Consider the following 12,587-nt stretch of genomic DNA (forward strand, 5'->3'; position numbering starts at 1 on the left):
CATGGTGACCCGGGAACAGATCGAACAGATCTACATGGAACTTCAGCCGCATTTCGTTAGCACCGCGGATATCGACGGCTATTCCGACATGTTTACGAGCGATGGCGTCTGGTGGCCGTTGGGACGCGAGACGCGAATCGGCCCGCGGCAGATTCGTGAAGGGTTTGCCGAACTGACGCGCGGCTGCCGGTTCGAGCCCGTGTTCGAGGCGATGGAGATTCACGTATCGGGGCAGACGGGCTCCGCCGCCCTGCACGGCACCGTGACGATCGTCTTCGACAACGGCGATCCGACGCAGGTCGTGCATTCGCGCGAGATCTGGGAGTTTCGCGAAGAGGGCGGGACGACGAAGATCAGCCGGATGCTGTGGAATCAAGCGCCATCGTGAGCGGTGCCGGCGCGTAGCGTGCGGCAGCCGTCGCCCCGGAACCTCATCATTTACCGCATCGGACAGGGTGCACCCGTGCGCCGGAACGTTGCCGCGGCGTCCGAATCCAAAACGCCCTGGCTCACAAAGATCGAGGCAGACGCAGATTGGCCCATGCGGGCTGGCATATTGTTTCAGATGCCTAGTAATAAACGATGGGGACGTATCGGCGCCACGCTGGAAGCGCGAGTGGCTCGACCCAGAAGTTGAATTCTGCCGCGTGCATCGCACGCTCCTCGAGACCGTTCCTGCTTCGACTTTTCGCCGAGCAGGTCATTTTCAGGCAGCGCTGCGTGCGATTAGCCGTTATCGAGAGACAAGCTTACTCAGGAACTATCGGCAGTTACGTTAGCAGAATAAACGGACACGATTAGCGCTCGAACGGACACCATTAGCAGAATCTACGAACTTCAACACCTGAAACGTCGAAAGAAGCGCCCGAGTCATCTACGCGTGGTCATGCCGATGCCCATTGGCGCAGACGAAAGCTGGGCGATGGACTTTGTCGCTGACGCGCTGGTGCATGGCCGACCCATACGGATATTGACGATTATCGACGCGTGGAACCGCGAGTGCCCGCACATCGAGGTCGACTTCTCGCTAACGGGTGTACGCGTGGCGCGTGTGCTCGAGCAGTTGCGGCAACGAGGGCGATGTCCCAATCTGATTCAGGTGGATAACGGGCCGGAATTCGTCAGCAAGGCGCTCGATGCCTGCCCGCCGATCCTCTATAAGCACATCAGATGGCGAGTTATGTAGAAGATCCCTAAATGATCGCGATAACCATATCGCTTTCTTGAAAATGCCCGACGCATTTATCAGGAAAGGATGCACTATGGCGATGCAATGGCTGCGCGCGCCCGCGCATGCCGCTAAGCAGCAAATCGCGCGATCACGTCTTGCATCTTCCGGATTTCCTCCTATGCTCAATTACATAAGAACATGGTGCTCCGCTCCGGCAATATCCATTTGCCAGCGGAGGAAAGATCGGCCATGTACTCGCTGCAGCTCCCTGCGCTTTGTCGATTTCCGTTTTCAAAAACGGAGGATGTCTTTTTTCCTCCGGCGCACGGAAATAGCTTTGAAATGCCTGTTATCGGATTGTCATTATTCGCCCAGATTGATTGCTGGACACGAAGGAGCATCCAATGAGGCAAGCGAGCCGATCCATTATTTCGCGCGTATGGCCGGCGGCGGTCGCGCATCTGTTCAGGCTGTCGTCGGGCCGGCATCGCGATGCTGCATCGGCCGATGCCGACGCGGCCGCGCGCACGCCGGACGATTCGCTTTCACCTGCTCCCGCGCGCCCCGACGCGAGCGCCCGGTATGAGGATCGCGCGAACCACGCGAGCTGGTTCGACGAGCGTTCGTTCTGCCTCTACGTGCCGACCGACGCGAGTAGCCCCGCAGGGCAGCTCGCTGCATGGCGCGATCGGCTGCACGCGCTCGGGCTGGCGTCGATCGTGACGACGGTCGGCGAGCCGCGGCGGGACAGCCTGGACGTCCTCAATGCCGGCGTCGAGTTGGGTATCACCGAGGCCGTGCCCTATCTCGAGGTCGTCGTCGGCGGCGAGACCGGCGCGTTTCTCTACTACCGCGGCGACGAGATCGAACGCGAATTGTCCGCCCTGCACGAAATGCTCGATCGCCACGGTCAGACGGGCCGGCCACCATCCTGACGGGCGCACCCCGCCCATATTTCACGACGATGCATGCGCGCGGCGAGGGCGCCGCCGTGCATGCTCGTCTTCGATGAGGAGGCTGTCGCGATGTCAATCGAAGTCAACCCGAGTCAAGCGTTGGCCTATCAGCAATGGGTGCAGAGCCTGAACGACGCGTACGAGGCGTTTCGCCTGCTCACCGACACGCAGCTGCGGGTCGGCCTGCTCGCGGTCGATGCGTTCCAGTCCGTGTTGCGCACCGCGATCGACGACAACACGGCCGGCAAACTGCTCGGCCAGCCGCTGCGGGAGGCGATGGCGGTCGCGATCCAGTTGGCGGCGTACGGGCCGGCGAACGACAATTCGGCCTTTCCGCACATCCCGGTGAGCGCGCGATGACGACCTCTCTCCTGCAGCGGATGCGTGCGTTCGGCGCGCGTCCGTGTCTCGTGTCGGCGGACGAGACCGTCGCGTACGACGCGTTTTGCGAGCGGATCGACGTCTGGCGCGGCGAACTGGACCGGTGGGGCGTGCGGCGCGGCGACACCGTCGCGGTGTGCGGCGATTACGCGCCGAACGTCTGCGCGCTGTTGCTGGCGCTCGCGTTCGCCGGTGCGATCGTCGTGCCGATCACGTCGGCCGGCGTGAAGCGCGATGCGTTCATCGAGATCGCGGAAGCTGGGTTCGTGGTCACGTTCGATGGTGCCGGGGCCGCGCGGGTCGAGCGTCGCGCGTCGCCGGCCGATGCGCATCCGCTGATCGAGCGGCTGCGCGCGGCCGACGCGGCCGGCCTGATTCTGTTCAGCTCCGGGTCGACCGGCGACAGCAAGGCGTCGCTGCTCGACCTCGACCGCATGATCGCGAAGCTCGAACGGGCGAGGGGCCGCGCGTACGTGACGCTCGTGTTCCTGATGCTCGATCACATCGGCGGCATCAACACGCTGCTCAACGTGCTGAGCCAAGGCGGCACGATCGTGACGCCGGCCAACCGGACGCCCGATGCCGTCTGCGAAGCGATCGCGCGTCACCGCGTCGAACTGCTGCCGACCAGCCCGACCTTCCTCAACATGATGCTGATCTCAGATGCGGGCGCGCGCCATGACCTGTCGTCGCTGAAGCTCGTCACGTACGGCACCGAACCGATGCCCGCCACGACGCTCGTCGCGCTGCACGACGCGCTGCCCGGCGCGAAGCTGAAGCAGACGTATGGACTGTCCGAGCTCGGCATCCTGCCGACGCAGTCGAAAGATTCCGGCTCGCTGTGGATGAAGCTCGGCACGGACGGCTTCGAGCACCGGATCGTCGACGGCGTGCTGTGGGTGCGCTCGGAAACGGCGATGCTCGGCTACCTGAACGCGCCGTCGCCGTTCGACGACGCGGGCTGGTTCAACACGCAGGATGTCGTCGAGACCGACGGCGACTACGTGCGCGTGCTCGGGCGCCGTTCGGAAATCATCAACGTCGGCGGCGAGAAGGTCTATCCGAGCGAGGTCGAGAACACGCTGCTGGCGGCCGGCAACGTGCGCGACGTCACCGTGTCGGGACGGCCGAACCCGGTGACCGGGCACGTGGTCGTCGCGCGCGTGACGCTGATCGAGCCGGAGGTGCCGGAGGCGCTCACCGCGCGGCTGCGCGAATTCTGCGCGAGCCGTCTCGAACGTTTCAAGGTGCCGGTCCATATCGTGATCGAGGAAGGCGCACATCACAACGACCGGTTCAAGAAAGCCAGGGCGTCACGAACGACGGAGCAACCCGTATGAGCGATGCAGACGACGTGGTCATCATCAGTGGCGGAAGCAGGGGGCTGGGGCTCGCGCTGGTGCGCGCGTTCCTGGACGCGGGCCGGCGGGTCGCGACGTTCAGCCGCTCGCGCACGGCCGAGGTCGAGGATCTAATTGAGCGCGATACGCGCGGCGCGCGGTTTCACTGGGAGCAGGTCGACAGCACGGACGGCGAGGCTGTGTCGGCGTTCGTCGCGGGCGTGGCCGAACGCTGGGGCGGCGTCGGCGCGCTCGTCAACAACGCGGGCGTGAGCCACGACGGCCTCCTGACGCTGATGCGCGGGGAGCTGATCGAGCAGATGATCGCGGTCAACCTGACCGGCACGATCCTGCTCACGCAGTGCTGCGCGAAGTGGATGATCCGCGCGAACCGCGGCGCCGTCGTGAACATCGCATCGGTCAACGCGATTCGCGGCCATGCCGGGGTGGCCGTGTACAGCGCGACAAAGGCGGCGCTCGACGGCCTGACGCGCAGCCTCGCGCGCGAACTCGGCGCGCGCAGCATCCGCGTCAACTCGGTCGCGCCCGGCTACTTCGAGAGCGACATGGTCCAGCACCTCGACGAGACCGCGCGGGCGCGGATCGCCCGGCGCACGCCGCTCGGGCGGCTCGCCGACATGGCCGACATCGCGAACGTCGTCGAATTCCTCGTATCCGAACGCGCCGCGTTCGTGACCGGGCAAACCATCGCAGTCGACGGAGGCATCACATGCTGACCCAGCGCTTCGATCGCCACGAGACCGAGCGTCTCGTCTATGCCGCGGTGACCCGCATTATGAACCAGCACGGGCTGCCGCCTCGCGAGCCGCGTGACGACGACAAGCTGAACGCGACGCTCGGTCTGAGCTCGCTCGATCTCGCGCAGCTCGTCTTCGATCTCGAACTGACGTTCGGCGCGGACCCGTTCCAGACCCTCGTGCCGATCACGTCGGTACAGACGGTCGGGCAGCTCGTCGACGCGTACCAGCGTCTGTTTGACGAGACGGCGGTGCCGGCCGATGCAGGCGACGAACTGGCCGATGCGCAGGCGGCGAGCGAGCGCCGCCGGCAACGGCGGGGGGCGCGCGGATGACGGCGGCGAACCAGCCGGAGCCGGCCGGCGACGCAAATGCCACCCCGGATGCCGCACCAGTTCGCAACGAGCCGGCGTCGACGGCGCATGGTGGTGTCGCGATCGTCGGGATCGGCTGCCGCCTGCCGGGCGCGAACGACTGGCGCGCGTTCTGGCAGAACCTCGTCGACGGCGTCGAGTCGATCCGTTCGTTCGACGATGCGACGCTGCTGCGCGCGGGCGTTGATCCCGCGCAGCTCGCCGCGCCGGACTATGTGAAGGCGTCGCCAGTCATCGACGATTTCGACCGCTTCGACGCGGGGTTCTTCGAATATTCGCCGCGCGAAGCGCGCGTGATCGATCCGCAGCACCGGGTCTTTCTCGAAGTCGTCCACGATGCGCTCGAAGACGCCGGCTACGGGGCCCGCGCCAGCGACGCGTCGATCGGCGTGTTTGCCGGCGCGGGCGGCGTGGTCAGCAGCTACTTCGCATCGAACCCAGCGCTGCGCGGCTCGACGGGCGGCGTCGAGCACATCGGCAACGACAAGGATTTTCTCGCGACGCGGGTGTCGTACAAGCTGAACCTGACGGGGCCGAGCGTCACCGTGCAGACTGCCTGCTCGACGTCGCTCGTCGCGATTCACCTTGCGTGCAGCAGCATCCTGAACGGCGAATGCGACATGGCGATCGCCGGCGCGTCGACCGTGCGCGTGCCGCATATCGCCGGCTATACCGCGCGCCAGGGCGACATCCTGTCGCCGGACGGCCATTGCCGCGCGTTCGACGCGCATGCGCAAGGCACGGTGTTCGGCAGTGGCGCGGGCGCGATCGTGCTGAAGCACGTCGACGATGCGCTCGCGGACGGCGACCACATCTATGCGGTGATCCGCGGCACCGCGATCAACAACGACGGCGGCTCGAAGGTGAGCTACACGGCGTCGAGCGTGAGCGGACAGGCCAAGGCGATGCTCGACGCGTTCGGTCGCGCGGGCGTCGCGCCGCGCGCGGTCGGCTACGTCGAAACCCACGGCACCGGCACGGTGGTCGGCGATCCGCTTGAAATCGACGCGCTGACCAAGGCGTTCCGGCGGCACACGCAGGACACCGGCTTTTGCTCGGTCGGCTCGGTGAAGACCAACATCGGGCACCTCGAACAGGCGTCGGGGGTCGCGAGCGTGATCAAGGCCGCGCTCGCGCTCGATCGCGGGCAGATTCCGCCGAGCCTGAATTTCGACACGCCGAACCCGAAGATCCCGTTTGCGCAAACGCCGTTCTTCGTGAACACCGCGCTGCGCGATTGGCCGCGCGATGTCGCACCGCGCTTCGCGGCCGTCAATTCGCTCGGCCTTGGCGGCACGAATGCATTCGCCGTGCTCGAGGAGGCGCCCGTGCGCGCGCCGGCGGCAGCGCAGAACGACCGGCCGCTGCACGTCCTCGCGCTGTCGGCCCGCTCGTCGTCCGCGCTTGCCGCGCTCGCGGACCGCTGGCGCCAGTATCTGGCGACGACGGACGCGCCGATCGCCGACCTCTGCTACACCGCGAATACCGGCCGCGCGCCGCTCAACATGCGGCTGACGGCGGTCGGCACCACGGCGGCCGAGCTGTCGGCGCAGCTCGCCGCGCAGGCCGCGACGGAGCGCGACGGCAAGCGGCCGCTTGCGTTCCTGTTTACCGGGCAAGGGGCGCAGTACGCCGGGATGGCGGCCGCGCTGTACCGGACCCAGCCGGTGTTTCGCGATGCGCTCGACCGCTGCGACGCGCTGTTGCGCCCGCATCTCGGCAAGCCGCTGCTGTCGGTCCTCTACGGCGAGGCGGGCGCGACGGCGCTGATCGATCAGACCGCCTACGCTCAGCCGGCGCTGTTTGCGATCGAATGGTCGCTCGCCGAGCTGTGGCGCTCGTGGGGCATCGTGCCGGACGCGGTGCTCGGTCACAGCGTCGGCGAATATGCGGCGGCGTGCGTGGCCGGCTGCTACGACCTCGAAACGTGCATCGCGCTGATCGCGGCGCGCGGCCGGTTGATGCAGGCGTTGCCAAAGGGCGGCGCGATGGCGGCGCTGTTCGCCAACGGCGAGACGGTCAAGCGGCTGCTCGACGCCAGCGATCCGCAAGCCATTGCCATCGCCGCGTACAACGGTCCCGAGAACACCGTCGTGTCGGGTCGCGCGGACGCCGTCGCCGACGTGTTCGCACGCGCGCAGCAGGCCGGCATCGGCGGGCGCGAGCTCACCGTGTCGCATGCGTTCCATTCGCCGTTGATGGCCGATGCGGCGGCCGAACTCGAAGCGCTCGCGGGCCGCCATCACGCGGCGAAGCCGAAGATTCCGCTGGTCGCGAACCTGACGGGCGCGCTCGCTGACGCCCCACCGACCCCCGCGTACTGGCGCGACCACGCATTGCAGCCGGTGCAGTTCATCGCGGGCGTGCAGGCGCTCGCGCAGGCCGGCATCGTCGATTTCATCGAAGTCGGCCCGGGCACGACGCTCGTGTCGCTTGCGCAGCAGATCCTGGGGCGCGACGAGGCCGGCGGCCGGCGCTTCCTCGCATCGATCGGCCGCGACCGCGAATGGGGCGAGCTGACGGCGACGCTCGGCGCGCTGTGGCGCAGCGGCGCACCGGTCGACTGGCGCGCGTTCGATCGGCCGTATGCGCGGCGCCGCGTGTCCGCGCCGACCTATGCGTTCGAGCGTGAACGCTACTGGCTCGACGCCGGCCGGGGCGGGGCGGTGGGACACGCCGGCGCGGCGGCGGGGCCGGGCGCGGACATTCCCGGCCAGCGCCTGTCGTCGCCGCTGGCCGCCTGGCAGTTCGCGGCCACGTACGACCTCGACGCGATACCGTGGCTCACCGATCACCGGATCTTCGGGATGGCGGTGCTGCCGGTGGCGGCCGGGCTCGTCGCGCTCGCGGCGGCCGCGCGCGAGCGAGCGGGCGGCGTGGCGGTCGCGATCGATTCGCTGACTTACGACGACGCGCTCGTCGTTCCCGACGACGGGGCACGCGCCGTGCAGACTATTCTGCAGGGCGACGGCAGCGACGTCGACGCCGAGCTCGCGAGTCGCGAAACGACCGGCGACGCGTGGCATCGGCACCTCCGCGCGCGCGTGAGCGCGCTCGAGGCGCCGCGCCTCGCGCCGCTTGCGACGCCGTTGCCGGCCGCGGCCGGCGTCGAGCGGATGACGCCGATCGAGCCGTCGCGCTACTACGACGCGATCGCGCCGCTGGGGTTCGGCTACGGGCCGGGTTTCCGCGGCATCGTCGCGCTGTGGCAGGGCGACGACGAAGCGGTGAGCCGCGTGCAGTTGCCCGAGCATCTCGATGCGGCTGCGTATCCGCTGCATCCGGCGCTGCTCGATGCGTGCCTGCATAGCTATCCGGCGCTCGTGCCCGATTACCGGAGCCTGGCCGGCCTCGAAGCGAAGCCGGAGGGCACGTGGCTGCCCATTTCGATCGAGCGGTTCGAGATCGTCCGCGCGGGCGCCGATCGCGTATGGGTGTGGGCGAAACGGCGCGACGCGACGCAGGCCGACGTCGTCACGTTCGACATCGAGATCTACGGCGACGACTGCGCACCGGTCGCGCTGCTCGGCGGGCTGACCGTGAAGCCGATCACGCGCGCGGAGATCGCGCCGCACGCCGCGTCGGCGCGCAACCGCGCGCTGCATCGGCTCGACTGGGTCGAGCGTCCGGCGCAGCCGTTGCCGGACGCGCCGGCGGCCGAGCCGTCGGACTGGCTGATCGTCGCCGGCGCCGAGCGCGGCGTCGCCGACGCGCTCGATGCGCAGCTACGTGCGTTCGGATATCGCGCGTCGGTCCTGCCTATGCCGGACAGCGGCACGGAAGCCGACATCCATGCGGCGTTGAGCGCCGCGCTGGCGGCGCGCCCCGCCGGTTCGGCCGGCGCCCTGGGCGTCGTGCTCGCGCATGGGCTCGGCGAACGCATTGACGAAACCACCACGGTCGACGCGCTCGCGGCAGCGGAGCGGCGGGTGAGCGGCGGCACGCTCGCGCTCGTGCGGGCGCTCGCGACGCTCGCCGAAGCGGATGCCGAAGCCCACGCCGACGCGATGCCGCGCGTGTGGCTCGTCACGCGCGGCGCGCACGCGCCCGTGCCTCGCGCGGCGGGCGGCGACCCGCTGCAGGCGTCGGTGTGCGGGATCGGGCGGGTTGCGGCGCTCGAGTATCCGGAGCTGTGGGCAGGGACCATCGACATCGGCGGCGAAGAGGATGTCGCGGCGCTTGCCGCCGAGCTGTTCGCGAGCGACTCCGAGGAAGAAGTCGCGTTGCGTGCGGGGCGACGCCATGCGTTGCGCCTCGATCGCGACGACGAACCGGCGCCCGAGCGGATCGTCCCGCCGTTCGACCCGGCCGCGACCTATCTGCTGACGGGCGGGCTCGGCGCGCTCGGGCTGAAGGTGGCGGACTGGCTCGTCACGGAGCAGGGCGTCCGCCATCTGGTGCTGACCGCGCGCCGCGCGCCCGGCGAGCAGGTCGCGGCGGTGCTCGACCGCTGGCGGCAGCAGGGCGCGAACGTGGTCGTCAAGCAGGCCGACGTCGCGCGCGCGGCCGACACGCACGCGCTGATCGAGCAGATCGGCGCCGAATTACCGCCGCTGAAGGGCGTGTTCCACTGCGCGGGCAATCTCGACGACGGCGTGCTCGCGCAGATGGATTGGGACAAGTTCGCGCGCACCACCGGTCCGAAGTTGCTCGGCGGCTGGGCGTTGCACGCGGAGACGCGCCACCTGCCGCTCGACCATTTCGTGCTGTTCTCGTCGGTGCTGAGCGTAACGGGCGCGATGGGGCAGGCGAACTATGTCGCCGGCAACGCGTTCCTCGACGGCCTCGCCGAGTATCGCCGCCGGCTCGGCCTGCCCGCGCAGACGATCAACTGGGGGCCGTGGGGCGGCGCGGGCCTCGCGACCGAGTCGGGTGAGCGGGGCGAGGCGATCTGGCGCGCGCGCGGCACCGAATACATCGACGCGGAGGACGGCATCGCACTGCTGCACGCGATTCTCGCGCGCGGCCTTCAGCAAGGCGTCGTCACGATCACCGAGTGGCCGCAATGGGCCGCGCAGTATTCGAAGCGCCCGGCGCTGCTGGAGCGGCTCGTGCGCGGCGCGGCCGCGCAGGCGGCCAATGCGCTCTTCACGCGCGCGCAGGTCGACGCGCGGTTGGCGGCCGTGCCGGACAGCGAACGGCGCGACGTGCTGCGTGACATCGTTAGCCAGATGGTTCGCGCCGTGCTCGAAATCAAGGGTGAGTTCGATGCGACGCAGCCACTGCGCGAGCTCGGCCTCGATTCGCTGATGGCGATCACGCTGATCAATCAGCTCGATGCGGCCGTCGGCGTGCGGCTGCCGGCCGCCGCGATGCTGAAGGGGCCGAGTCTCGAACAGCTCGTCGACGAATTGCTGCCGAAGCTCAAGGTCGCGGCCGGCACCGTAGCGAACGGGCCGGCGGACGCCGCGCGCGCGGCATCGGCTTCGGCCGCTGCGTCCGCCTTAGCCGCGATACACATGCCGCAGCCCGCGCTGCCGGCTCAGAACGAACACTGGCTGGTCGAGATCCGGTCGAATCCCGGCGCGCGCTACCGGCTGATCTGCTTCCCGTTCGCGGGCGGCGGCTCGGCGATCTATCGCGCCTGGGCGAACGGCGCGGACCCGGACGCCGAGATTCTCGCGGTCGAGCCGCCCGGCCGGCTGTCGCGGATCGGCGAGCCGCCCGTGAACCGGATCGGCGCGTTCGTCGACGGGTTGCTCGCGGAACTGCGCCCGCTGCTGGACAAGCCGGTCGCGTTCTTCGGGCACTGTATCGGCGGCCTCACGATGTACGAGACGACGCGCGCGCTGATCGAGCGCGAGGGCGTCGCGCCCGTGCACCTGTTCGCGTCGGGCGCGCGGCCGCCGCACCGGCTCGTCGCCGACGCCACGTTCGAGCGCAAGCTCGCGGCGACGCTCGTCGGGCTGCGCGAGTTCGACATCATCGCGCCGCTCTACCGGCAATCGGACGACGTGCTCGCCGAAGCGCTGCGCCATTTCCAGATCGACGCGACCGAGCAGATGCTCGCGATTCCGGAACTGCGCGAGCTCGTGCTGCCCGTCGTGCGGGCGGAGTTCGAGATGGCGAGCCGCTATGTCTTCGTGCCGAGTTCGCCGTGGGCGATCCCGATCACCAGTTTCCGGGGCAAGGACGACATTTACGTGACACACGAGGACGCGCTCGCGTGGCGCGATTTCACGATCGGCGAATTCAATCTGTTCACGCGTGATGGCGCGCATTTCGGTGTCGTCGACGATCGCGTGTTCATTCTGGATGCGATTTCCGACGCGCTTGCCGCGTGAGCGCGATGGCAGCCGACCGAGCGACCCCAAACCCGTGGTTTCCGTCCGCGATCCCGACCGCGGGGGCGCGGCTGTCGCTGTTCTGCGTTGCGCATGCGGGCGCCGGCGCATCGGTGTTTCGCGACTGGTGCCGTCCGCTGGCACCCGCGATCGACGTGTTCGCGGTCCAGTTGCCGGGGCGCGAAAGCCGCTTTGACGAGGAGCCGCACACCCGCATGGACATCGCCGCAGACGAGATCGCCGCGGCGATGCAGCCGTATCTCGACCGGCCGTTCGCGCTGTTCGGGCACAGCATGGGCGGCGCGATCGCGTTCGAGCTGGCGGCGCGGCTCGAACGCAAGCCCGTGCATCTGTTCGTGTCGTCGTGGCTGCCGCCGCCCCCCGCGCGCCCGAGGCGCTTCATCGAGCGTGCGACTGATGCGGCGCTGATCGATTCGGTGTCCCGCTATGGCGGCATGCCCGACGAGCTGCTGCGCTATCCCGACTTCGCGCGGGCGTTCGTGCGCGTGCTGCGCGCCGACATGACGCTGCTCGATGCGTACCGGCCGGCAGTCGTGCCGCCCGGCTGTCCGATCACCGTGCTCGGCGGCGCGGACGACCCGATCGTGCGGGCCGTCGAGCTCGAACGTTGGCGCGCCCACGAACGCGTCGCGGCGGTACGCGTGTTTCCGGGCGGCCACTTCTACCTGCGCGACGAGCAGCGAGCGGTGCTCGACACGATCGGGCGGCAATTGCTCGGCGCGCCCGCGGATCTGCAACGCGCCGCGCTTTAGCGCGGCACGAGGAGAATGGAACATGGACGACGACCTGCGGTACTTGCGGGACATGAAGAGCCGGATCGCACGCATCCGCCAATACACGCGCGACGGCCGTCGCGCGCTCATCGGCTCCGACCTGCTGCAGGACGCGGTCGTGCGCAACATCGAACTCATCGGCTACACATGGACGTGCCTCAGTCCGGAATACCGGCTGCGGCTGCCGGATTTTCCGTGGCGGCTGATCGGCACGCGCGCGGAATACCTGAAGCACACGCACGATCCCGAGCGGCTGAAGAAGCTCGTCTGGCTCGCGGTGCGGCGCAGCGTGCCGGAACTGGAACGGGCGATACGCAAGCAGTTTCCGGATCTCGACGGCGATTCCGTGCAGGACCCGCCGCCGCCCAGCGAGGCCCGCGCCAGTGCGCGGTCGGGCCCGAAGCGGGGCGTGCGGGCGGCTGAGCGTGCCGCGACGGCGGAAGAAGACATCGTGGGGCGCGAAGCGTGACACCGACCGGCCGCGACGATGCATCGGTGCGCCGGCGCGCAGGCGCGGGCGCGAAGGAGA

The 12,587-nt window shown here is 68.8% G+C and carries 10 protein-coding genes; all 10 read left to right on the plus strand.

Translation table 11 applies throughout. From position 1 onward, the window contains the following. The first annotated feature begins 1 nt into the window (after position 1). The gene (locus HWX03_RS28555) at positions 2–388 is read left to right on the plus strand and encodes a nuclear transport factor 2 family protein (protein WP_174430461.1); all 387 of its coding nucleotides are present in this window, start codon (positions 2–4) and stop codon (positions 386–388) included. 498 nt (positions 389–886) lie between these two features. Further along, entirely contained in the window at positions 887–1,186 is a 300-nt protein-coding gene (locus tag HWX03_RS28560) for a DDE-type integrase/transposase/recombinase (RefSeq protein WP_175873565.1), read from the plus strand. A 389-nt stretch (positions 1,187–1,575) separates the two neighbouring features. Beyond that, positions 1,576–2,106, plus strand: a complete 531-nt coding sequence (locus HWX03_RS28565) for a hypothetical protein (protein WP_175873566.1) — start codon at positions 1,576–1,578, stop codon at positions 2,104–2,106. A 90-nt stretch (positions 2,107–2,196) separates the two neighbouring features. Then, positions 2,197–2,487 carry a hypothetical protein gene (locus HWX03_RS28570; protein ID WP_174430464.1) on the plus strand — a complete coding sequence of 97 codons (291 nt, stop codon included), beginning with the start codon at positions 2,197–2,199 and terminating at the stop codon, positions 2,485–2,487. Next, positions 2,484–3,848, plus strand: coding sequence for a fatty acid--CoA ligase family protein (locus HWX03_RS28575; RefSeq protein ID WP_244132803.1), 1,365 nt, complete (start codon positions 2,484–2,486; stop codon positions 3,846–3,848). The genes HWX03_RS28570 and HWX03_RS28575 overlap by 4 nt, the downstream gene beginning before the upstream one ends. Beyond that, positions 3,845–4,585 carry an SDR family oxidoreductase gene (locus HWX03_RS28580; protein ID WP_174430465.1) on the plus strand — a complete coding sequence of 247 codons (741 nt, stop codon included), beginning with the start codon at positions 3,845–3,847 and terminating at the stop codon, positions 4,583–4,585. Before HWX03_RS28575 ends, HWX03_RS28580 begins: the two co-directional genes overlap by 4 nt. Next, positions 4,579–4,941, plus strand: coding sequence for a hypothetical protein (locus HWX03_RS28585; protein WP_174430466.1), 363 nt, complete (start codon positions 4,579–4,581; stop codon positions 4,939–4,941). Before HWX03_RS28580 ends, HWX03_RS28585 begins: the two co-directional genes overlap by 7 nt. Next, positions 4,938–11,264, plus strand: coding sequence for a type I polyketide synthase (locus tag HWX03_RS28590; protein WP_175873567.1), 6,327 nt, complete (start codon positions 4,938–4,940; stop codon positions 11,262–11,264). Before HWX03_RS28585 ends, HWX03_RS28590 begins: the two co-directional genes overlap by 4 nt. Before the next feature lie 5 nt (positions 11,265–11,269). Further along, positions 11,270–12,037, plus strand: coding sequence for an alpha/beta fold hydrolase (locus tag HWX03_RS28595; protein ID WP_175873568.1), 768 nt, complete (start codon positions 11,270–11,272; stop codon positions 12,035–12,037). A 22-nt stretch (positions 12,038–12,059) separates the two neighbouring features. Next, positions 12,060–12,527, plus strand: a complete 468-nt coding sequence (locus tag HWX03_RS28600) for a hypothetical protein (RefSeq protein ID WP_175873569.1) — start codon at positions 12,060–12,062, stop codon at positions 12,525–12,527. Positions 12,528–12,587 lie beyond the last annotated feature (60 nt).

The sequence above is a fragment of the Burkholderia sp. BCC0397 genome, assembly GCF_902832865.1.
In the GTDB taxonomy this organism is placed as follows: Bacteria; Pseudomonadota; Gammaproteobacteria; order Burkholderiales; family Burkholderiaceae; genus Burkholderia.

Excerpts from the sequence above, each read along its gene's own strand:
- HWX03_RS28555 (WP_174430461.1), top strand. The coding sequence starts at position 2 with ATGGTGACCCGGGAACAGATCGAACAGATCTACATGGAACTTCAGCCG.
- HWX03_RS28560 (WP_175873565.1), top strand. The coding sequence starts at position 887 with ATGCCGATGCCCATTGGCGCAGACGAAAGCTGGGCGATGGACTTTGTC.
- HWX03_RS28565 (WP_175873566.1), top strand. The coding sequence starts at position 1,576 with ATGAGGCAAGCGAGCCGATCCATTATTTCGCGCGTATGGCCGGCGGCG.
- HWX03_RS28570 (WP_174430464.1), top strand. The coding sequence starts at position 2,197 with ATGTCAATCGAAGTCAACCCGAGTCAAGCGTTGGCCTATCAGCAATGG.
- HWX03_RS28575 (WP_244132803.1), top strand. The coding sequence starts at position 2,484 with ATGACGACCTCTCTCCTGCAGCGGATGCGTGCGTTCGGCGCGCGTCCG.
- HWX03_RS28580 (WP_174430465.1), top strand. The coding sequence starts at position 3,845 with ATGAGCGATGCAGACGACGTGGTCATCATCAGTGGCGGAAGCAGGGGG.
- HWX03_RS28585 (WP_174430466.1), top strand. The coding sequence starts at position 4,579 with ATGCTGACCCAGCGCTTCGATCGCCACGAGACCGAGCGTCTCGTCTAT.
- HWX03_RS28590 (WP_175873567.1), top strand. The coding sequence starts at position 4,938 with ATGACGGCGGCGAACCAGCCGGAGCCGGCCGGCGACGCAAATGCCACC.
- HWX03_RS28595 (WP_175873568.1), top strand. The coding sequence starts at position 11,270 with ATGGCAGCCGACCGAGCGACCCCAAACCCGTGGTTTCCGTCCGCGATC.
- HWX03_RS28600 (WP_175873569.1), top strand. The coding sequence starts at position 12,060 with ATGGACGACGACCTGCGGTACTTGCGGGACATGAAGAGCCGGATCGCA.